19 protein-coding genes and 1 riboswitch are annotated in these 19919 nt (G+C 73.9%); of the genes, 8 read left to right on the forward strand and 11 right to left on the reverse strand.

Going from position 1 to position 19919, the window contains the following annotated elements:
- Positions 1 to 148 precede the first annotated feature (148 nt).
- Positions 149 to 1666 carry a phytoene desaturase family protein gene (locus ACFV8H_RS29255; protein WP_380405871.1) on the forward strand — a complete coding sequence of 506 codons (1518 nt, stop codon included), beginning with the start codon at positions 149 to 151 and terminating at the stop codon, positions 1664 to 1666.
- Positions 1667 to 1691: 25 nt separating this feature from the next.
- Here the strand turns inward: ACFV8H_RS29255 and ACFV8H_RS29260 are convergent, their stop codons facing one another.
- Together ACFV8H_RS29260 and metF are read right to left on the reverse strand one after the other, a co-directional pair.
- Complete coding sequence (locus ACFV8H_RS29260) at positions 1692 to 2600, reverse strand: hypothetical protein (RefSeq protein ID WP_380405874.1); 909 nt, start codon at positions 2598 to 2600, stop codon at positions 1692 to 1694.
- A 165-nt stretch (positions 2601 to 2765) separates the two neighbouring features.
- Positions 2766 to 3680, reverse strand: coding sequence for a methylenetetrahydrofolate reductase [NAD(P)H] (gene metF, locus ACFV8H_RS29265; RefSeq protein ID WP_375893245.1), 915 nt, complete (start codon positions 3678 to 3680; stop codon positions 2766 to 2768).
- 184 nt (positions 3681 to 3864) lie between these two features.
- Between metF and ACFV8H_RS29270 the strand changes: the two genes are divergently transcribed.
- The gene (locus ACFV8H_RS29270; protein ID WP_380405877.1) at positions 3865 to 4971 is read left to right on the forward strand and encodes a polyprenyl synthetase family protein; all 1107 of its coding nucleotides are present in this window, start codon (positions 3865 to 3867) and stop codon (positions 4969 to 4971) included.
- 25 nt (positions 4972 to 4996) lie between these two features.
- Here ACFV8H_RS29270 and thiE read toward each other — a convergent pair whose 3' ends face one another.
- From thiE to ACFV8H_RS29285, 3 genes are read right to left on the reverse strand one after another with little or no spacing between them, the layout of a single operon-like run.
- Positions 4997 to 5647 (reverse strand): thiamine phosphate synthase, encoded by a 651-nt coding sequence (thiE, locus tag ACFV8H_RS29275; RefSeq protein ID WP_380405880.1) that lies wholly within the window; start codon positions 5645 to 5647, stop codon positions 4997 to 4999.
- On the reverse strand, positions 5647 to 6012 hold the full coding sequence (locus ACFV8H_RS29280; protein ID WP_375893249.1) for an Rv2175c family DNA-binding protein: 366 nt from the start codon (positions 6010 to 6012) through the stop codon (positions 5647 to 5649). The genes thiE and ACFV8H_RS29280 overlap by 1 nt, the downstream gene beginning before the upstream one ends.
- Before the next feature lie 42 nt (positions 6013 to 6054).
- Positions 6055 to 7254 (reverse strand): NAD(P)/FAD-dependent oxidoreductase, encoded by a 1200-nt coding sequence (locus ACFV8H_RS29285; protein WP_380405883.1) that lies wholly within the window; start codon positions 7252 to 7254, stop codon positions 6055 to 6057.
- A 123-nt stretch (positions 7255 to 7377) separates the two neighbouring features.
- Positions 7378 to 7490: riboswitch (TPP riboswitch) on the forward strand.
- 3 nt (positions 7491 to 7493) lie between these two features.
- On the opposite strand from ACFV8H_RS29285, the gene thiO reads away from it, so the two are divergent.
- From thiO to pknB, 4 genes are all read left to right on the forward strand, one after another.
- Entirely contained in the window at positions 7494 to 8669 is a 1176-nt protein-coding gene (gene thiO / locus ACFV8H_RS29290) for a glycine oxidase ThiO (protein WP_380405885.1), read from the forward strand.
- Positions 8666 to 8905 carry a sulfur carrier protein ThiS gene (thiS, locus tag ACFV8H_RS29295; protein ID WP_380405888.1) on the forward strand — a complete coding sequence of 80 codons (240 nt, stop codon included), beginning with the start codon at positions 8666 to 8668 and terminating at the stop codon, positions 8903 to 8905. The genes thiO and thiS overlap by 4 nt, the downstream gene beginning before the upstream one ends.
- Before the next feature lie 3 nt (positions 8906 to 8908).
- Positions 8909 to 9706, forward strand: a complete 798-nt coding sequence (locus tag ACFV8H_RS29300; RefSeq protein ID WP_375893256.1) for a thiazole synthase — start codon at positions 8909 to 8911, stop codon at positions 9704 to 9706.
- A gap of 88 nt (positions 9707 to 9794) precedes the next feature.
- Positions 9795 to 11573, forward strand: a complete 1779-nt coding sequence (gene pknB, locus ACFV8H_RS29305) for a Stk1 family PASTA domain-containing Ser/Thr kinase (protein WP_380405963.1) — start codon at positions 9795 to 9797, stop codon at positions 11571 to 11573.
- 13 nt (positions 11574 to 11586) lie between these two features.
- Here the strand turns inward: pknB and ACFV8H_RS29310 are convergent, their stop codons facing one another.
- The gene (locus ACFV8H_RS29310; RefSeq protein ID WP_380405891.1) at positions 11587 to 12216 is read right to left on the reverse strand and encodes a molybdopterin-dependent oxidoreductase; all 630 of its coding nucleotides are present in this window, start codon (positions 12214 to 12216) and stop codon (positions 11587 to 11589) included.
- A gap of 230 nt (positions 12217 to 12446) precedes the next feature.
- On the opposite strand from ACFV8H_RS29310, the gene bfr reads away from it, so the two are divergent.
- The gene (gene bfr, locus ACFV8H_RS29315) at positions 12447 to 12926 is read left to right on the forward strand and encodes a bacterioferritin (protein ID WP_375893260.1); all 480 of its coding nucleotides are present in this window, start codon (positions 12447 to 12449) and stop codon (positions 12924 to 12926) included.
- 31 nt (positions 12927 to 12957) lie between these two features.
- Here the strand turns inward: bfr and ACFV8H_RS29320 are convergent, their stop codons facing one another.
- Together ACFV8H_RS29320 and ACFV8H_RS29325 are read right to left on the reverse strand one after the other, a co-directional pair.
- A complete protein-coding gene (locus ACFV8H_RS29320; RefSeq protein ID WP_380405895.1) occupies positions 12958 to 13293 on the reverse strand; it encodes a bacterioferritin-associated ferredoxin in 336 nt (111 codons plus the stop codon).
- A 147-nt stretch (positions 13294 to 13440) separates the two neighbouring features.
- Positions 13441 to 14790 (reverse strand): class II 3-deoxy-7-phosphoheptulonate synthase, encoded by a 1350-nt coding sequence (locus ACFV8H_RS29325; protein WP_375893264.1) that lies wholly within the window; start codon positions 14788 to 14790, stop codon positions 13441 to 13443.
- Positions 14791 to 15094: 304 nt separating this feature from the next.
- Here ACFV8H_RS29325 and ACFV8H_RS29330 point away from each other — a divergent pair, with 304 nt between their 5' ends.
- Positions 15095 to 17029, forward strand: a complete 1935-nt coding sequence (locus tag ACFV8H_RS29330; RefSeq protein WP_380405898.1) for an anthranilate synthase family protein — start codon at positions 15095 to 15097, stop codon at positions 17027 to 17029.
- 58 nt (positions 17030 to 17087) lie between these two features.
- Here the strand turns inward: ACFV8H_RS29330 and ACFV8H_RS29335 are convergent, their stop codons facing one another.
- From ACFV8H_RS29335 to ACFV8H_RS29345, 3 genes are read right to left on the reverse strand one after another with little or no spacing between them, the layout of a single operon-like run.
- A complete protein-coding gene (locus ACFV8H_RS29335) occupies positions 17088 to 17804 on the reverse strand; it encodes a response regulator (RefSeq protein WP_380405901.1) in 717 nt (238 codons plus the stop codon).
- On the reverse strand, positions 17801 to 19042 hold the full coding sequence (macS, locus tag ACFV8H_RS29340; protein WP_380405904.1) for a MacS family sensor histidine kinase: 1242 nt from the start codon (positions 19040 to 19042) through the stop codon (positions 17801 to 17803). The genes ACFV8H_RS29335 and macS overlap by 4 nt, the downstream gene beginning before the upstream one ends.
- Before the next feature lie 55 nt (positions 19043 to 19097).
- Positions 19098 to 19910: a lysophospholipid acyltransferase family protein gene (locus ACFV8H_RS29345; RefSeq protein WP_380405907.1), complete on the reverse strand. Its 813-nt coding sequence runs from the start codon at positions 19908 to 19910 to the stop codon at positions 19098 to 19100.
- Between the last annotated feature and the right edge of the window lie 9 nt (positions 19911 to 19919).

A 19919-nucleotide genomic window follows, 5' to 3' on the forward strand; every position in this document is an offset into this window, starting at 1 on the left:
GGCGGGGCGGCGTTGGGGTGCGTGCATCGCAAGGCGGAGGAGGGAGCCCAATGCAGCGCATTGGCGACCGACGACAACGCGGCGAGGTGCGTGCCTCGGCGTCGCCCCGCAGATGGGAGTTCGAAGGCGGGCCCTAGGATCGGGTGCCATGGCACGGATCGTCATCATCGGCGCAGGTATGAGCGGGCTCGCGGCGGCCTCCAGGCTGGCGACCATCGGTCACCGGGTGACGGTGTGCGAGGCGGGCGGCGGCTACGGCGGCATGGTCGGCCGGTACGAGCGCGACGGCTTCGCCTTCGACACCGGGCCCGGCCTGCTGCCGCTGCCGGCCGTCTACCGCGACCTCGCGCTCAAGACCGGCAAGGAGCCGCTGGAGCAGCTGGTCGAGCTGGCGCCGGTGGAGCCGGAGAGCCGGCACGTGTTCCCCGACGGCACCGTCGTCACCCTGCCCAACGCCTCCCGCGGCGGCGTCGGCCAGGCCCTGGACAGCGCCTTCGGCGCGGGCTCCGGCGCCCGCTGGAGCGCGGTGATGAACCACGGCCGGACGGTCTGGGAGGTGACCCGCCGCCCGCTGCTGGAGGAGCCGCTGCCGGCCGAGCGCGGCATCCTGGCCCCGGCCGACCGGGCCCTGCTCGGCACGGACCCCTACCCCACCCCGCCGCGCACCGGTCTGGCCCGGCTGCGCCGCCCCCGGCCGTGGTCCCTGGAGCAGGTGGCCCGGCACGAACTCGACGGCCACCCGGGCCTGACCGCCCTGCTGTTCGAGCCGGCCGTCCGGTACGGCTTCACCCCGGCCGAGGCGCCGGCCGGGGCCACCGTGCTGCCGTACATGGAGCAGTCCTTCGGCGTCTGGTACGTCCGGGGCGGCCTGCGGGCGCTGGCCGACGCGGTGTTCCGCCGCTGCGAGCTGCGCGGGGTGGAGTTCCGCTTCGACACCCCGGTCACCCGGGTGGTCGTCGAGGACGGCCGGGCGGCCGGGGTCGAGACGGCGGACGGCCGGATCGACGCGGACCTGGTGATCTCGGCCATGGACACCAACGCCTTCTTCCGGCACGGCCTCGCCGAGTGGCCGGGGCTGCCCGTCGACCACTGGGAACCGCAGGAGGTGCCCGGCCGTTTCAGCGTGCTGCTGGCCCTGCGCGGGGCGCGTCCGGAGGGCACCGCGCACCGCACGGTGGTGCACGCGGCCGACCCGTCCGCCGAGGCGAACGCGCTGACCCTCTCGGTGCCGCCCTGCGAGCGCCCCACCGTCCAGGTGCTGCGCCCGGACGACCCGGAGCTGCGCCCCGACGACGCCCACGAGTCCGTGGTGCTGACCGCGACGGTCCCGGCCCTGGACGGGTTCGACTGGACCGCCCCCGGGGTCGCCGACCGCTACGCCGACCAGCTGCTCGCCCACGTCGACGCGGCCGGTCTGGGCCTGCGCGAGCGGGTGCTGTGGCGGGTCGTGCGCACCCCGGAGGACACCCGCCGGGAGACCGGCACCCTGGCCGGCGCGGTCGCCCGTCCGGTCCTGGCCGGTTCCTCGGGCTCCTGGTTCAAGGCCGCCAACGAGTCCCCCGTCCCCGGCCTCTACCTGATCGGCGGCAACGCCCACCCCGGTGGCGGGCTGGCCCGGGTCGGCATGTCGGCCTGCATCACCGCCGGGCTGATCGGCCCGGCCTGATCAGGGCCGACCGGCCCGGGCCCGGTCAGCCCTGGTGCCAGGTGTTCTGCTGCTGCTGGTAGCCGTAGTTCTGGTCGTAGCCCGGCTGCTGCGGGACGCCCTGAGCGTGCTGGCCGTGCTGGTCGAGCTGGTCGGGCTGGGGCTGCCACTGCTGCTGCTCGTGCGGCTGGTGCTGTTGCTGCTGCTGGGCGTTCGGGTCCCAGGCCTGCTGGTGCTGCTGCTGGTAGCCCGCGTACGGGTCCTGGGCCTGCTGGTAGCCGCCGTACGGGTCCTGCTGCTGTTGCTGGTAGCCGCCGTAGGACTGCTGCTGGTCGTAGGCGTAGGCGGGCTGCTGCTGGGGCTGCTGCCACTGCTGCTGCTCGTAGCCGGGCTGGTAGGCCGGGGCGTACGGGTCCTGCGGCTGCTGCTGGGCCTGCGGCTGCTCGTAGTAGGAGGGGGCGTAGACGCCGTCCTGGGCCAGTTCCCGCATCTCGAAGGCGGCGGTCTGCTCGACCTCCGGGACGTCCTCGGCGACCGGGGCGGCGGCCGGGGCGGTGTCCGGGGCCGGAGTCTCCTCGACCGCGCTGACCTCGCCGACCCGCTTCTCCTCGGCCGCCGCGGCCGCGACCGCCGCGCCGCCGGTCAGGGCGCCCAGCAGGGGCACCTTGGCGAGCGGGCCGGGCAGGCTGCCGTCGGCGTTGCGCAGGGACCAGCCGGCCTGGTAGCCCTTCTTGACCGAGAGGGTGACGAAGGTCTGGCCGACCGCGAACAGGGCCGCTCCGGCACCGATCACCACGACCGAGTCGAGGCCCATCCCGACGGCCACCCCGAGGAAGCCGGCCAGGGCGAGGGCCCGCCAGTGCACCGGCGCCCGGTTCTGCAGCAGCACCTCGGCGACCAGCCAGAGCGCCACCACCGCCAACGCGACGTACAGCAGCAGGTATCCGATGCCCATCCGCGCGCTACCTCCAGTCGCGTGCCCGCGCTAGCCGCGCGTGTGCGGCGACTGTACCGGTTCAACGGCCGGGGTACCGCATCGCGTTCCCGCCGTCGGCGGCACCGGCCGCACACGACCGGGCCCGCCACCGGACGACGGTGACGGGCCCGTGAACAGCGGTGATCAGCGCTGGTGCAGCCCCAGGTTCTGGTAGATCTCCAGCGTCGCCGTCGAGTGGTTGAGCGTGATGAAGTGCAGGCCGGGCGCGCCCTCGGCGAGCAGCCGCTCGGCCATCGTGGTGGCGTGCTCGATGCCGATCGCGCGCAGCGCCACCGGGTCGTCGATGACGGCCCGCAGCCGGGCCTCCAGCTCCGCCGGGAAGGCCGAGCCGCTGAGCTGCGGGAAGCGCTCCAGCTGCTTGGCGTTGGTCACCGGCATGATCTCCGGGATGATCGGGGTCGGGCAGCCCGCGGCGGCGACCCGGTCGCGGTAGCGCAGGTAGTCGTCGACCTCGAAGAACATCTGGGTGATCGCGTAGTCCGCGCCGGAGCGGACCTTGGCGACGAAGTGCCGGATGTCCTCGTCCCAGTCGGCCGAGCGCGGGTGCATGTTCGGCGATGCCGCGACGCCGACGCAGAAGTCGCCGATGCCCTTGATCAGCTCCACCAGCTCGTAGGCGTAGGTGACGCCGTCCGGGTGACGGACCCACTCGCCCATCGGGTCGCCGGGCGGGTCGCCCCGGACCGCGAGGACGTTCCGCACTCCCTGGTCGGCGTACTGGCCGATGATGTTGCGCAGTTCGGCGACCGAGTGGTCCACCGCGGTCAGGTGGGCGACCGGGGTGAGCGTGGTCTCGGTGGCGATCCGGCCGACCATGTTGACGGTGCGCTCGCGCGAGGAGCCGCCGGCGCCGTACGTCATGCAGACGAAGTTGGGGTCCAGCGGTTCGAGTCGACGGATGGCGTCCCAGAGCTTCTGTTCGCCGACCTCCGTGCGCGGCGGCATGAACTCGAAGGAGAAGGAGCGCTTTCCGGCCGCCAGGAGCTCGCGGACCGTCTGTGCGCGGTCCGGTCTCGTGGAAGCGATGCCGAGTGCCATGCTGGCAGGTTATCCGTCCCCCGAAGGGGCCGGACAACTCGATCCCACGATTCGGGACAAGTAGTGGACGTGCCTCCGCTTCCGCACCGGCCGTCCCGCGCGCGCCCGGCGGCCCCGCTCGCACATCCGTTCCCGGCCGCCCCGCTACGCTTGCTGCACCCCAGCGAACCAGCGGAGCATCATCGTGACCTCGTCCAGCACCCGGCCGGCCAACCCCATGGACGTGGAGGACGTCCGCACCCGCGTCAACACGGCCCTCGCCGCGTTCATGGACGGCCAGTCGGCGCTGCTCGGCACGATCTCTCCGCAGCTGGTGCCCGCCGCCGAGGCCCTGCGCGACTTCCTGCTGGACGGCGGCAAGCGACTGCGCCCGGGCTTCTGCTACTGGGGCTGGCGCGCCGCCGGCGGCCCCGCCGACGGCGAGGGGATCGCCAACGCGGCCGCCGCGCTGGAGCTGCTCCAGGCCAGCGCCCTGGTGCACGACGACCTGATGGACCGCAGCGACACCCGCCGCGGCCTGCCCTCGGTGCACCGCCGCTTCGAGGCGCTGCACCGGGACAGCGGCTGGCGCGGCGACCGCGAGCAGTACGGCGCCTCGGCCGCGGTGCTGCTCGGCGACCTGCTGCTGATCTGGTGCGACGAGCTGTTCCTGCGTTCCGGTCTGGACCCGGCCGCCGTGCTGGCCGCCAAGCCGCGGTTCGACCTGATGCGCACCGAGGTCATGCTCGGCCAGTACCTGGACGTGCTGGAGCCGGTGGCCGGCGACTCCGCCGACGAGGGCGCGCCCGAGCGGGCGCGGACCGTACTGCACTACAAGTCGGCGAAGTACACCATCGAGCGGCCGCTCCAGGTCGGCGCCCTGCTGGCCGGGGCCGGGCCGGAGCTGGTCGAGGCGCTCGGCGCGTTCGGGCTGCCGCTGGGCGAGGCCTTCCAGCTGCGGGACGACCTGCTCGGCGTCTTCGGCGACCCGGCCGTCACCGGCAAGCCCGCCGGGGACGACCTGCGCGAGGGCAAGCGCACCCTGCTGGTCGCGCACGCGATGCGGGGCCTGCCGCAGGCCGACGCCCGGCACCTGGACGCCCGGCTCGGCGCACCGGACCTGGCCGCCGAGGAGGTCGCCGGGCTGCGCGAGCTGGTCGCCCGCAGCGGGGCGCCGGAGCTGGTGGAGGCCCGGATCGAGGAGCTGATGCGGGAGTCGCTGGCCGCGCTGGCGGCGGCGCCGCTCGCCGACGAGCGGGCCCGCACGGTGCTGCTGGCCCTGGCCGAGGCCGCCACCGTCCGCAAGTACTGAGCGACGGCGGCGGCCCCGGGTGGCATTACGCCGCGCGCACCCGGCGGGCGAGCTCGGCGGCGGCGGCCCGCGGGTCCTCGGCCGCCGTGACGGCCCGGACCACGACGATCCGGCGGGCACCGGCGGCCAGCACCTCGTCCAGGTTGCCGAGGTCGATCCCGCCGATCGCGAACCACGGCCGGTCGGTGGCCTGCTTCGCCGCGTACGAGACCAGGCCGAGGCCCGGCGCGTGCCGGCCCGGCTTGGTCGGGGTCGGCCAGACCGGGCCGGTGCAGAAGTAGTCCACACCGGCCTCGGCGACCGCCGCGTCCACCTCGGACTCGGCGTGGCAGGAGCGGCCGATCAGCACGTCCTCGCCGAGGATCGCCCGGGCGGCCGGCACCGGCAGGTCGTCCTGGCCGAGGTGCAGCACGTCCGGCCGGGCCGCGTGGGCGACGTCGGCGCGGTCGTTGACGGCCAACAGCTTGCCGTGCCGGCGGCAGGCGTCGGCGAAGACCTCCAGCGCCGCCAGCTCCTGCTTGGCCTCCAGGCCCTTGTCACGGAGCTGGACGATGTCCACCCCGCCGGCCAGCGCCGCGTCCAGGAACTCGGCCAGGTCGCCCTGCTCGCGCCGGGCGTCGGTGCACAGGTAGAGCCGGACGTCGGCCAGGCGGGCCCGCAGCGTGTCCGCCGCCATCAGATCAGCATCGCCTGGGCGCGGCGCTTGACCTCGGTGCCGCGGTTCTCCCGAAGCGCCTGGATCGGGCTGCCGGGCAGCGACGGGTCCTCGGTGAAGAGCCACTCCAGGATCTCCACGTCGTTGTACCCGCAGTCCCGCAGGACGGTCAGGGTGCCGGACAGGTGCTTGACCAGCCCCTGGCCGTCGATGAACGCCGCCGGGACCTGCAGCGACTTGTTCGGCCCGCGCCGGACGGCGATCAGGCCACCGTTCTTGACCAGGTCACGCACTTCGGTGACCCGGACCCCCCACTGCTCCGAGATGTCGGGCAGGTACACCCACTCGGTGACCAGGGCTTCAATCTTGCTTTCGATCTCACTCACGCCACCAGACTGCCACCTCCGCGGCCCGCCGCGCACCAAGTGCTACCCCGCGACGGCTCCCTTGAGCGCCACCGAGGGGTCCGCGGCGAGCACCCGGTCGAGCACCGCACCGCGTTCGATCAGCTTCCGGCCCTGGGTGAGGTCGCGCGGCCGGTCCACGGCCAGCAGCGCGCTCGGCACCCCGTCGCGCAGCCAGAGCACCGACCACGCGGACTCCTGCGGGCTGCCGCGCCACAGCAGTTCGTCGCCCTCGGCGTGCCGGCCGGCGTACTGGACCATCCGCCCGAACTGCTCGGACCAGAAGTACGGCACCGGGTCGTACGGCGCGTCCGCCCCGAGCACGGCGGCGGCCGCGGCGGAGCCGGACTGCAGCGCGTGGTCCCAGTGCTGGACGGCCAGCCGGGCGCCGGAGCGGGCCGACGGGTAGCTGACGCAGTCCCCGGCCGCGAACACCCCGGGCAGGCCGGTGCGCAGCCGCCCGTCCACCACGACCGCGCCGGAGGCGTCCAGCTCGACGCCCGAGCCGGCCAGCCAGCCGGTCGCGGGCCGGGCGCCGATGCCGACCACCACCTCGTCGGCGGGCAGGTGGGAGCCGTCGGCCAGCAGCACCGCCCCCGGCTCGACGGCGGCCACCCCGACCCCGCAGCGCAGGTCGACCCCGGCCTCGGCGTACCAGGCGGCCATCGCCGAGCCGACCCCGGTCGGCAGCGCGCCCGGCACCGGCGCCGGGCCGGCCTCGACCACGGTGACCTCGCAGCCGGCCTGCCGTGCGGCGGTGGACACCTCGGCGCCGATCCAGCCCGCGCCGACCAGCACCAGGCGCAGGCCGGGGCGCAGCAGCGCGCGCAGCGCCAGGGCGTCGTCCAGGGTGTGCAGCAGATGGGCGCGCTCGGCCCCGGGCAGGGCGCGCGGGGTGGCGCCGGTGGCGATCACCAGCGCGTCGTACGGGAGGTCCCCGCCGTCGGTGTGCAGCAGGCCCGGGGCGAGACCGGTGGCCCGGCGGCCGGTGAGCAGCTCGATGCCGAGCCGCCCGTAGTCGATGTCCAGGGTGGTGGCGTCGGCCTTGCCGAGCAGCACGTCCTTGGAGAGCGGCGGCCGGTCGTACGGCGCGTGCCGCTCCTCGCCGACCAGGACGACCCGCCCCCGCCAGCCGCCCTGCCGCAGCTGCAGGGCGCACTGCGCCCCGGCCAGCCCGGCTCCGACGACGACGACCACCCGATCCGTTCCGCTCAGCTCTGCCACGCCCGTCACTGTACCCAGCGCCGCTGAACCGGCTCCGAGCCGCTCACCCGCGGAGCCGGGCGGGCGGCCCCGTCTCACCCCTCACACAGCCCTTCGGGCGGGCCGACCCCCGGAGTTAAGGTGGACGCACCACACGGGAGCCCGGCGGACCGGGCTGAGAGGCGGGCTGGCACGGCCTGCGACCGTCCGAACCTGATCCGGGTCATACCGGCGAAGGGAGAAGAGCAGCTTTGTCACGCATGCCATCGGGCAACCGCGCCGACGTGCTGGTGATCGGCGGGGGCGTCATCGGCCTCGCGGTCGCCTGGCGCGCCGCGCAACGCGGGCTGCGGAACGTGATCGTGGTCGACCCCGGCCACGGCCGGGGGGCGGCCGGGGTCGCCGCCGGGATGCTCGCCCCGGTCACCGAGCTGCAGTACGGCGAGGAGCCGCTGCTGCACCTGGGGACGGCCTCCAACCGGCGGTACGAGTCCTTCGCCGCCGAGCTCACCGAGGCCAGCGGCGGCCTGGACACCGGCTACCGCCGGTGCGGCACCATCGCCGTCGCGCTGGACTCCGACGACCGCGCGGAACTGCGCGAACTGCACGCCTTCCACCTGCGGCTGGGCCTGGACTCCAGCTGGCTGACCGGCCGGGAGGCCCGCCGGCTGGAGCCGATGCTCGCCCCCGGCGTGCGCGGCGGCCTGCACGTCGCGGACGACCACCAGGTGGATCCGCGCCGGCTGCTCACCGCCCTGGTCGCCGCCTGCGAGCGGGCCGGCGTCCGGCTACACCGGGCCGAGGCCGTCGAGCTGCTGGTGGACGGCGGCCGCGCGGTCGGCGCCCGGCTGGACGACGGGGAGTCCCTGGCCGCCGAGCAGGTGGTCCTCGCCGCCGGCCCGCACAGCCACCGACTGCCCGGCCTGCCCGAGGGCGTACTGCCCGCGGTGCGCCCGGTGAAGGGGCAGATCGTCCGGCTGCACATCCCGGAGGCCTACCGGCCGTTCCTCTCCCGCAACGTCCGCGCGGTGGTGCGCGGGCAGCACCTGTACCTCGTCCCCCGGGAGAACGGCGAGCTGGTGATCGGCGCGACCACCGAGGAACAGGGCTACGACACCACCGTCACCGCCGGCGGGGTGTACGAACTCCTGCGCGACGCCCACGAGTTGGTACCGGGTATCACCGAACTCCCGCTGCGCGAGACCTCCGCCGGGCTGCGCCCCGGCTCGCCGGACAACGCCCCGCTGCTGGGCCCGACCGCACTGCCCGGACTGGTCGCCGCCACCGGCCACTACCGCAACGGCGTGCTGCTCACCCCGGTCACCGCCGACCTGCTCGCCGACTACCTGGCGACCGGCGAAGTCCCCGACCTGGCACGGCCGTTCACGCCGACCCGGTTCTCCCCCGAAACCCCCGTCGCGAAGGCCTGCGCATGACCGAGACCGCCCCGAACGAGACCGCCCCGAACGAGATCGCCCTGACCGTCAACGGCGAGCCCCGCCGGGTGCCCGCCGCCACCACCCTCGCCGCACTGGTGGCCACCGTCAGCGCCGCCAACACCGGCGTCGCCGCCGCCCTCAACGAGGCCGTGGTGCCGCGCGGTTCGTGGCCCGGGACGACGCTGGACAGCGGCGACCGGATCGAGATCCTGACCGCCGTCCAGGGAGGCTGAACCATGGCCGACGACCTGCTGACCATCGCCGGGACGACCTTCTCCTCCCGGCTCATCATGGGCACCGGCGGCGCGCCGAGCCTGGAGGTCCTGGAGCGCGCCCTGCTCGTCTCCGGCACCGAACTGACCACCGTGGCCATGCGCCGGGTGAACGCCAGCACCCAGGGCTCCGTCCTGGACGTGCTGACCCGCAACGGCATCCGGGTGCTGCCCAACACGGCCGGCTGCTTCACCGCCGGCGAGGCCGTGCTGACCGCCCGGCTGGCCCGCGAGGCACTCGGCACGGACTGGGTGAAGCTGGAGGTGATCGCCGACGAGCGGACCCTGCTGCCGGACCCGATCGAGACCCTGGAGGCCGCCGAGACGCTGGTCGACGACGGCTTCACGGTGCTCCCGTACACCAACGACGACCCGGTGCTGGCCCGCAAGTTGGAGGACGTCGGCTGTGCGGCGATCATGCCGCTGGGCTCGCCGATCGGCTCCGGGCTGGGCATCCGCAACCCGCACAACTTCCAGCTGATCGTGGAGAGTGCGGGCGTCCCGGTGATCCTGGACGCGGGCGCCGGGACCGCCTCCGACGTCGCGCTGGCGATGGAGCTGGGCTGCGCCGCGGTGATGCTCGCCTCCGCGGTGACCCGGGCCCAGGACCCGGTGCTGATGGCCGAGGCGATGCGGCACGCCGCCGAGGCGGGCCGGCTCGCCCACCGGGCCGGCCGCATCCCGCGCCGCTTCCACGCCGAGGCCTCCTCGGCGATGGCCGGCCGCGCCGACCTGGACACCCGCGAGCGGCCCGCGTTCTGAACCCGTCGCGGATGTCACAAGCCGGTCCCGGAGGCGGTGTCCGCCGGGACCGGCCCTCGCCCGCCGCACTAGACTCCCCCGGGTGGACATGGCACTGCACGACCCCCTGATCGGTACCGTGCTCGACAACCGGTACCGGGTCGAGCAGCGCATCGCGACCGGCGGGATGTCGACCGTGTACCGGGCCACCGACACCCGGCTGGACCGGGTGGTCGCCCTCAAGGTGATGCACCCCCAGCTCGCCGGGGACGAGGGCTTCACCGCCCGCTTCATCCGCGAGGCCAAGGCGGTCGCCAAGCTCACCCACCCCAACGTGGTCAACGTCTTCGACCAGGGCGCGGACGGCGGAAACGTTTTCCTCGCCATGGAGTACGTGCCCGGCCGCACCCTGCGCGACCTGCTGCGCGACCGCGGCGCGCTGTCCGTCCGGGCCGCGCTGGACGTGCTGGAGCCGGTGCTCGCCGCCCTCGGCGCCGCCCACCGGGCCGGGCTGGTCCACCGGGACGTCAAGCCGGAGAACGTGCTGATCACCGAGAGCGGCCTGGTCAAGGTCGCCGACTTCGGCCTGGTCCGGGTGCTCGGCAGCGCCGACGGCGCGCCCACCTCGACCAGCACCGCCACCGGCGGCACCGTCATGGGCACCGTCTCCTACCTGGCCCCCGAGCAGATCCTCCCGGACGCCCCCACCGACCAGCGGGTCGACGTCTACGCGGCCGGCATCCTGCTGTACGAGATGCTCACCGGCCGCCGCCCGCACACCGGCGACAACCCCGTCCAGGTCATGTACAAGCACCTGCACGAGGACGTCCCCGCCCCCTCGCTGACCGCCCCCGCCGTCGCCCCGGCGCTGGACGCCATAGTGGCCGGGGCCTGCGCCCGGGCCGCCGACGCCCGCCCGTACGACGCGGTGGAGCTGCTCGCCGCCCTCCAGCGGGTCCGCCGCACGCTCACCCCGGAGGAGCTGGACGCCGAGCCGCCGGCCTCCACCCACCCCAGCCCGCGCTACCCGACCAGCGAGCCGACCTCGGTGATCCAGCCGCTCCCCGGGCCCGCCGACGCCCCGCCGGCGGAGCGCACCAGCGTGCTGGAGGTGCCGGCCGAGCTGATGGACCAGCTGCTGGTCGAGCCCCGCCCGTACGACGAGCCGGCCCCGGTCAGGACCCGTCGGCCCGGCCGACCGCGCCGGCTCCCGCGCAAGCCGCTGCTCTGGGCGGCCGCGCTGACCGCCCTGGTGCTGGCGGTCGGCGGGGTCACCTACGGGATCTCCGAGGGGCTGTACGGCTCGGTGCCGAGCGTGCTCGGCAAGGACCGCTCGCAGGCGCAGCGGGTCCTGGACGGCGAGGGCATGCACGGCCGTTTCGTCGAGGTGTTCAGCGAGTCCGTCCCGGTCGGGCAGGTGATCTCCACCGATCCCGGGGTGGGCGCGCGCACCCGCAAGAGCGACCCGGTGACGGTCACCCTCTCCAAGGGCCCCAAGCGGATCGCCGTGCCGGACGTCACCGGCAGGAGCGCGGACGACGCGGCCGCCGCCCTGGCCGGCGCCCAGCTGACCAGGGGCGGGGTGACCCAGACCTACAACGACACCGTGCCGGAGGGCTCGGTGATCAGCAGCACGCCGGCCGCCGGGCAGCAGCTGCCGGAGAACGCCGCGGTCTCGCTGGTGGTCAGCAAGGGCATGGTGCCGGTCCCGGACGTCAGCGGGATGGGCCGGGACGACGCCCAGAGGGCGCTGCAGGCGGCGGGCTTCACCATGAAGGCCTCGACCGACTGGACGCTCGGCATGGGCAAGGTGGGCAGCCAGTCCCCGACGGCCGGGGAGCGGCGCCCGCAGAAGTCCGTGGTGACGGTCAACTTCTCGCTGTTCTAGCGGGGTTCACCGCTCAGCGGAGCGGCCCGTCGCCCGGCTCCTCCTGGTAGGAGTAGCGCTGCTCGCGCCACGGGTCGGCCTGGTTGTGGTAGCCGCGCTCCTCCCAGAAGCCGCGCCGGTCGGCCCGCATGTACTCCACGGCGCGCACCCACTTGGGGCCCTTCCAGGCGTACAGCCGCGGCACCACCAGGCGCACCGGGAAGCCGTGTTCGGCGGTCAGCGCCTCGCCGTTGCGGTGGGTGGCGAGCAGGGTGTGCGGGTCGGCGAAGTCGGCCAGCCGCAGGTTGGCGCTGTAGCCGTACTCGGCCCAGACCATGACGTGGGTGACGCCGGGCGCGGGGGGCACCAGGTCGAGCAGGAGGGCCGCGGGCACGCCCGTCCACTCGTTGCCGAGCATCGAGAACTTGGTGACGCAGTGCAGGTCGGCGACCACGGTGGTGCGGGGCAGGGCGGTGAAGGCGGCGAAGTCCCAGCTGTGCTTCTCCGCCGAGGCGGTGGCCCCGAACACCTGGAGGTCCCAGGTCAGCGGCTTGAAGCGGGGCACCGGCCCGTAGTGCAGGGCGGGCCAGCCGCGCTGCGCGCGCTGCCCCGGGGGGAGGGTCGGGTCAGACGGCGGAAGCGGTTCTCGTTCGGACTGACCCATGTCTCCATGGTGACAGACGGCGGACGAGCCCCGGCGCGCGCCCCTTGGCCCAGGCGCACGCCCCGCCCGTACGGGCCAATGGTCGATCGTGCGCCCCCCACTTATCACCCAAATCGGATATTCCGACACATGTCCTAGTGAGTGTGAACTTACTGGAATTTCCTCCCGATACGGTGCCAGGATGCGCAGCGCAGGACTCACCGCAGGACGTAGCGCAGGGAGGCAGCACCATGCAGGGCGACCCGGAGGTCATCGAGTTCCTCAATGAGCAACTCACGGCCGAGCTCACCGCGATCAACCAGTACTTCCTGCACGCCAAGATGCAGGAGAACTTCGGCTGGACGAAGCTCGCCAAGTACACCCGGCACGAGTCGTTCGACGAGATGAAGCACGCCGAGACGCTCACCGACCGGATCCTGTTCCTGGAGGGGCTGCCCAACTACCAGCGGCTGTTCCACGTCCGGATCGGCCAGACGGTCAAGGAGATGTTCGAGGCGGACCGCCAGGTCGAGGTCGAGGCGATCGACCGGCTCAAGCGCGGGATCGTCGTGATGCGGGCCAAGAACGACGTCACCTCGGCGAACATCTTCGAGTCCATCCTGGCCGACGAGGAGCACCACATCGACTACCTGGACACCCAGCTGGAGCTCCTGGAGAAGCTCGGCGAGGCGCTCTACCTCGCCCAGCTGATCGAGCAGCCGGAGTCCTGAGCCCGACGCCCCGGGCTCGGGCGCGGCCGGCTCAGGCGACCCGCAGCGGGAGCACCGGGGCGACCGGCGCCATCGGCGCCGGCTTCGCGGCGGCCGGCGCGGGCACGTCCTGGGCCTCGGGGTCGGCGAGGCCGAGCTTCGCGGCCAGCCGGGCGGTCGGGCAGGGCCGGGCGCCGTGCTCGCCGAGCAGGGCCTGGATCCGGCGCACGCAGGACCCGCAGTCCGTGCCCGCCTTGCAGCCCTTGGCTATCTGGCGCGGGGTGTTGGCACCGCCGTCGATCGCCTTCTTCACCTGGTCCTCGGTGACCGCATGGCACATGCACACGTACATCGCGGTCTCTCCCGGGGTGAAGCGCCGGTGGGGCACGGAGTGGATCTTGACTAAGGCTTGCCTTAGTTCACTAAGCCTCACCTTACCCGGCGATCCGGGTACGAAAAAGCCCCTCCGGGCTCGGGAATCCCGAATCCGGAGGGGCCTTCGTCACATCCGCGGGCACATCGGCCCTGGTCAGGCCTACTGGCCGCGGTACATCTCCGCCACCAGGAACGCCAGGTCCAGCGACTGGCTGCGGTTGAGCCGCGGGTCGCAGGCCGTCTCGTACCGCTGGTGCAGGTCGTCCACCAGCACCTCGTCGCCGCCGCCGACGCACTCGGTGACGTCGTCGCCGGTCAGCTCCACGTGGATGCCGCCCGGGTGGGTGCCCAGTGCGCGGTGCACCTCGAAGAAGCCCTTGACCTCGTCCAGGACGTCGTCGAAGCGGCGGGTCTTGTGGCCGCTGGAGGCCTCGAAGGTGTTGCCGTGCATCGGGTCGCAGATCCACACCGGCTTGGCGCCGGAGGCGGTGACCTTCTCCACCAGGGTGGGCAGGTGGTCGCGGACCTTGCCCGCACCCATCCGGGTGATGAAGGTCAGCCGGCCGGGCTCGCGCTCCGGGTCCAGCTTCTCGATCAGGGTGAGCGCCTCGTCCACCGAGGTGGTCGGGCCGAGCTTGACCCCGATCGGGTTGCGGATCTTGGAGGCGAACTCGATGTGCGCGTGGTCCAGCTGCCGAGTGCGCTCGCCGATCCACACCATGTGGCCGGAGACGTCGTACAGCTCGCCGGTGCGCGAGTCCACGCGGGTCAGCGCGGTCTCGTAGTCGAGCACCAGCGCCTCGTGCGAGGAGAAGAACTCGACGGTCTTGAACTCCTCCGGGGCCACCCCGCAGGCGTTCATGAACGCCAGGGCGTTGTCGATCTCCCGGGCGAGCTGCTCGTAGCGCTGGCCGGCCGGCGAGTTGCGCACGAAGTCCTGGTTCCAGGCGTGCACCTGGCGCAGGTCGGCGTAGCCACCGGTGGTGAAGGCGCGCACCAGGTTCAGCGTCGCGGCGGACGCGTTGTACATCCGCTTGAGCCGCTCCGGGTCCGGGATCCGGGACTCGGGGGTGAACTCGAAGCCGTTCACCGAGTCGCCGCGGTAGACCGGCAGGGTCACGCCGTCGCGGGTCTCGGTCGACTTCGAGCGCGGCTTGGAGTACTGGCCGGCGATCCGGCCGACCTTCACGACCGGCACCGAGGCCGCGTACGTCAGCACGGCGGCCATCTGGAGCAGCGTCTTCAGCTTGTTGCGGATGTGCTCCGCCGACACGCCGTCGAAGGCCTCGGCGCAGTCTCCGCCCTGGAGGAGGAAGGCCTCCCCGCGTGCCACGGCGCCGAGCCGGGCGCGCAGCTGGTCGCACTCGCCGGCGAAGACGAGCGGCGGATAGGAGGCGAGCTCAGCAAGGGTCTTGCGCAGAGCCTCTTGGTCCGGCCATTCAGGCTGCTGCGCCGCGGGCAGGGACTGCCAGGAGTGGCCAGTCCTCGTTGTCTCAGTCGTAGCGGTCACACGGCAAGGCTACGGGGTGCCGCGAGCGTTCCGTGACCATTGCCCGATGGGTGAGACACGTCCCGGACATCTCACGTGAGCGGACTCACCCGCACGGCCCCGTCCGCTACGCTCGACCCCATGCACGCGCCCCGCAACCACTCCTGGTGGTGGGCCTCCCCCCTGGGTGGCCCACCGATCGCGCGTTCCTAGACGAACACGACGGCCGCCCCTCGGGGCGGCCGTCGTGCTTTTCGAGCAGACGGCCCTCCGGGAGCGGAATCCGCACCGCCCTCGCCCTCCACCCCGGAAGGAAGCCGTACTCGTGACCACCCCCGCCGAGCTGCTCGCCCGCCTCACCGCCCCCGGCGCCCCCGCCTTCGCCCTGCTGCACCGCCGCACCCCCCGGCACGCCCCGGACACCGTCGAGGTGCTGCTGGGCACCGTCGACGACTACCGGCGCCTGGCCGACCTGCCGGTCCGGACCGGCGTCCCCGCCGCCGGACCGGTCCACGACCTGCTCGCCCTGGTCCCGTACCGGCAGATCCGCGAACGCGGCTTCGAGGCCCACGACGACGGCACCCCGTTGCAGGCCCTCGCGGTCACCGAGCAGTACGCCCTGCCGCTGGCCGCCTTCACCGCCGCCCTGCCGCAGGAGCCGGTCCGCCTGACCGGCGGCGCCTTCGACGTGGACGACGAGGCGTACGCGGCGATCGTCCGCCGGGTGATCGACGACGAGATCGGCAACGGCGAGGGCGCCAACTTCGTCATCCGCCGCGACTTCCACGCCACCCTGGAGGACTTCGGGCCGGCCCTCGCCCTCGCGCTGTTCCGCCGGCTGCTGGAGCAGGAGCGCGGCGCGTACTGGACCTTCCTGGTGCACACCGGGGACCGGGTCCTGGTCGGCGCCTCCCCCGAGGTGCACGTCCGGCAGAGCGGCGGCACCGTCGTGATGAACCCGATCTCCGGCACCTACCGCTACCCGGCCGGCGGCTCCGACCCCGACTCGCTGCTGCGGTTCCTCCACGACCCCAAGGAGCTGGAGGAGCTCACCATGGTGGTCGACGAGGAACTCAAGATGATGTGCACGGTCGGCGACCTCGGCGGCCAGGTGCTCGGCCCCCGGCTCAAGGAGATGTCCCACCTCGCCCACACCGAGTACGAGCTGCGCGGCCGCACCTCGATGGACGTCCGCGAGGTGCTGCGCGAGACGATGTTCGCCGCCACCGTCACCGGCAGCCCGGTGCAGAACGCCACCCGGGTGATCCGGCGCTACGAGCCCACCGGGCGCGGCTACTACTCCGGCGCGCTCGCCCTGATCGGGCGCTCCGCGAGCGGCGGGCAGCTGCTCGACTCGCCGATCTGCATCCGCACCGCCGACATCGACCCGGCCACCGGGCGGCTGGTCGTCCGGGTCGGCGCGACCCTGGTGCGCCACTCCGTCCCCGAGTCCGAGGTCGCCGAGACCCACGCCAAGGCCGCCGGGGTGCTCACCGCGATCGGCGCCCGGCCCGCCCCCGCCCGGCGGCCGCACCCCGGCGGGCCCCGGCTCGCCGACGACCACCGGGTGCAGGCCGCACTGGACTCCCGCCGGGCCGGCCTCGCCCCGTTCTGGCTGCGGATGCAGGCGCCGTCCCGGGTCACCGAGGCCCTGCCGACCCTCGTCGTGGACGGCGAGGACACCTTCACCTCGATGCTCTCCCACCTGCTGACCTCGCTCGGCCACCAGGTCACCGTGGTCCGCTTCGACCGGCCGGGCCTGCGCGAACTGGTCGCGGCGCACCGCGGCCCGCTGGTGCTCGGCCCCGGCCCGGGCGACCCGGCGCTCGCCGACGACCCCAAGATGGCGGTGCTGCGCCCGGTCGTCGCGGACGCCCTGGCCGCCGTCCGCTCCGGCGCCCGGACGGCCCCGCTGCTCGCGGTCTGCCTCAGCCACCAGCTGCTCGCCGCCGAACTCGGGCTCGCCCTGGGCCGCAAGGCCGTCCCGTACCAGGGCGCCCAGGAGAGCATCGACCTGTTCGGCGACCAGCGGACGGTCGGCTTCTACAACACCTTCACGGCGCGCTGCTCGGAGGCCGACGCGGCCCGGCTCGCCGCCGAGGGCGTCGAGGTCGCCCGGGACGCCGCCACCGGCGACGTCCACGCGCTGCGCGGCCCCGGCTTCGCGGGCCTCCAGTTCCACCCGGAGTCGGTGCTCACCCGGGACGGCGTGGGCATCGTCGCCGCCCTGCTGCGGGAGGCCGCGGCCGTCCGGGGCTGAGCGGCCCAGGTCCGGTCCTCGAACTCCCCTCCGCAAGGCGGGAGTTCGAGGACCGGACCTACAGCTCCTCGTCCAGCCCCTGCTCGATCGCGTACCGGACCAGCTCCACCCGGTTGTGCAACTGCAGCTTGCCCAGGGTGTTCTGCACGTGGTTCTGCACCGTCCGGTGCGACAGCACCAGCCGGTCGGCGATCTGCCGGTACGACAGGCCCTTGGCCACCAGCCGCAGCACCTCGGTCTCCCGGGCGGTCAGCTGGGGGACGGCCGACGCCGAGGCCGAGGACGGGGCCGGCTCGGCGGCCAGCCGGCGGAACTCGCCGAGCACCAGCCCGGCCAGACCCGGCGTGAACACCGCGTCACCGACGGCCGTACGGCGCACCGCGTCCAGCAGCTCCTCCCGCCCGGCCGACTTCACCAGGTACCCGGTCGCCCCGGACTTCACCGCCTCCAGCACGTCCTGGTGCTCGCCGCTCGCCGACAGCACCAGCACCCGGACCGCCGGGTCGTGCCCGACCACCTGGCGGCACACCTCGGCGCCGGACAGGCCGGGCAGGTTGAGGTCCAGCACCACCACCTGCGGCGAGCAGGCCCGGGCGCGGCGCACCGCCTCCTCGCCGTCGCCCGCCGTGGCCACCACGTCCAGGCCGGCCTCGGCCAGGTCGCGCGAGACGGCGTCCCGCCACATCGGGTGGTCGTCCACCACCATCACCCGTACCGGCCGGTCGGTGGCCTGCGGCCCGGCGGCCGGCCGGTCGGTCATCGGCTGGTTGGTCATTGGGAGGCCTTCCTCGGAACGCGCAGTTCGACCTCGACGCCCTCCCCGGGCGCCGAGTACAGCTCGGCCGTGCCGCCGAGGTCCAGCACCCGGCCGCGGATGGACTGGGAGACGCCCAGCCGCCCGGCCCGCTCCGCCTCGCCGAGCCGGCCGGGGGCGTAGCCCGGGCCGTCGTCGCGGATGCTGACCGTGACGGCCTCCGGCTCGTCCTCCACCAGGATCCAGGCCCGGGCCGACTCCCCCGCGTGCTTGCGGACGTTGTCGACGGCCGCCCCGACCGCCGCGGCGAGCTCGCCCGCCGCCGGGCCGGGCAGCAGCACCGGGGTGCCAGGGGCGGAGAGGGTGATCCGCTCGTCGGCGTGGCCGCGCAGCAGTGCCGTCAGGTCGCGCGGCCCGGCCGGGTCGGCCGCTTCGGCCCGGTCCGCCTCCGGCAACCGCTGGGCCGGCAGCGGGCCGCCGGTCATCAGGGCCCGCAGCGCGCGCTCCTGCTCACCGGCGAGGCGGCCCAGCTCGGCGAAGTCGGTGGTGGTGCCGCCGGTACCGGCGCCGCCGCTCCCGCCCAGCTCGGCGCCCCGGCGCTGGACCAGGGCGAGCACCTGGAGCACACCGTCGTGGATGTCCCGGGAGAGCCGCTCGCGCTCCCGGGTGGCCGCCTCGACCTGCAGCGCCCGGGTGAGGGTGGCCTCGCTGGCGCGGGCCAGTTCGATCACGTACCCGATGGCGCAGCCGGCCACCAGCAGCAGCACGATGTTGTGGACGTTGTCGCCGGTCGGGCCGCCGTGGCCGAGGATGTTGGCCACCCCGATCACCGCGCCGGACGCCGCCGCCGGGCGCCAGCCGCCCTTGGCGGCGAAGCCGAGGACGGTGCCGGCCGCCCAGATGGTCGGCAGGGTGGGCGCGCCGTGGCTGATCCGGGCCGGGGCGTCGGTCATCCCGCTCATCACGATGCCGGTCACGGCCAGGGCGAGGTCGAAGCCGAGGACGTACCAGGTGCAGCGCTGCGGGTTGGCGAAGGCCCGGGTGCTGGCGAGCGTCCAGAGGATCAGCGCGCCGAAGTAGATCCAGCCCGCGACCGGGTGCAGGAAGTGCAGGTACGAGTTGAAGTACCGGAGCAGGGCGTAGCAGAGGGCCAGCACCCGGAAGTACGAGATCGCCTTCCACAGCGGGAGCTCGACGGACATGCCGCCCGCCGCCACCGCGCCGCCCACCGCGGCACCCGTTCTCGCGCCGTCCGCCATCTCCCGGTCCCTCCCCTGGACCCGACCGGGTCGGTCAGGCCGACCCGGTGCCGTTCTACTCCTGCTGGTCCTGCTGCCCGGCCTTCTCGGCCTCCGCCGCCTTCTCGGCTTCGGCGGCCTTCTCGGCCTCGGCCTTCTCCGCCTTGGCGGCGGCCCGGCGCTCGGCGTCGGCCTTCTTCTTCTCGTCGGCGATCTGCCGCTTGGCGGCGGTCGCGTAGATGTCCACGTACTCCTGGCCGGAGAGCCGCATGATCTCGTACATCACCTCGTCCGTCACCGAACGGAGGATGAAGCGGTCGTTCTCCATGCCGTGGTAGCGGGAGAAGTCCAGCGGGCGGCCGATCCGGATGCCGGGGCGGATGCCGAAGTTGGGCACCACCTGGCCGGGCGGCTGCACCTTCTCGGTGTCGATCATGGCGACCGGGATGACCGGGGCGCCGGTGGCCAGCGCGACCCGGGCCAGGCCGCCGACCTTGCCGCGGTACAGCTTGCCGTCGGGCGAGCGGGTGCCCTCGGGGTAGACGCCGAACAGCTCGCCGCGGTCCAGCACCGCAATGGCACTGCGGATCGCGGCCTCGCCGGCGCCGCGCACGCCCGAGCGGTCCACCGGCAGCTGGCCGACGCCCTTGAAGAAGGCGGCGGTCAACCGGCCCTTGAGGCCCGGGGTGTTGAAGTACTCGGCCTTCGCGATGAAGGTCACCCGGCGCTTGATCAGCGCGGGGAAGAAGAACGAGTCCGAGAAGGAAAGGTGGTTGCTCGCGATGATCGCCGCACCTTCGGTGGGGATGTTCTCCTCACCCTCGATCCACGGCCGGAAGAAGATCCGAAGCAGTGGCGCGACGATCATCTTCATCAGTCGGTAGAACAACCCGGGCCT

This window comes from Kitasatospora sp. NPDC059827, from assembly GCF_042731675.1.
In the GTDB taxonomy this organism is placed as follows: Bacteria; Actinomycetota; Actinomycetes; order Streptomycetales; family Streptomycetaceae; genus Kitasatospora.

Coding starts and splice junctions, on each gene's coding strand:
- ACFV8H_RS29255 (WP_380405871.1), top strand. CDS start 149: ATGGCACGGATCGTCATCATCGGCGCAGGTATGAGCGGGCTCGCGGCG.
- macS (WP_380405904.1), bottom strand. CDS start 19,042: ATGGCGGACGGCGCGAGAACGGGTGCCGCGGTGGGCGGCGCGGTGGCG.
- thiS (WP_380405888.1), top strand. CDS start 8,666: ATGACCGAGACCGCCCCGAACGAGACCGCCCCGAACGAGATCGCCCTG.
- metF (WP_375893245.1), bottom strand. CDS start 3,680: ATGGCACTCGGCATCGCTTCCACGAGACCGGACCGCGCACAGACGGTC.
- ACFV8H_RS29310 (WP_380405891.1), bottom strand. CDS start 12,216: ATGGGTCAGTCCGAACGAGAACCGCTTCCGCCGTCTGACCCGACCCTC.
- ACFV8H_RS29335 (WP_380405901.1), bottom strand. CDS start 17,804: ATGACCAACCAGCCGATGACCGACCGGCCGGCCGCCGGGCCGCAGGCC.
- ACFV8H_RS29260 (WP_380405874.1), bottom strand. CDS start 2,600: ATGGGCATCGGATACCTGCTGCTGTACGTCGCGTTGGCGGTGGTGGCG.
- bfr (WP_375893260.1), top strand. CDS start 12,447: ATGCAGGGCGACCCGGAGGTCATCGAGTTCCTCAATGAGCAACTCACG.
- ACFV8H_RS29300 (WP_375893256.1), top strand. CDS start 8,909: ATGGCCGACGACCTGCTGACCATCGCCGGGACGACCTTCTCCTCCCGG.
- pknB (WP_380405963.1), top strand. CDS start 9,795: ATGGCACTGCACGACCCCCTGATCGGTACCGTGCTCGACAACCGGTAC.
- thiE (WP_380405880.1), bottom strand. CDS start 5,647: ATGGCGGCGGACACGCTGCGGGCCCGCCTGGCCGACGTCCGGCTCTAC.
- thiO (WP_380405885.1), top strand. CDS start 7,494: ATGCCATCGGGCAACCGCGCCGACGTGCTGGTGATCGGCGGGGGCGTC.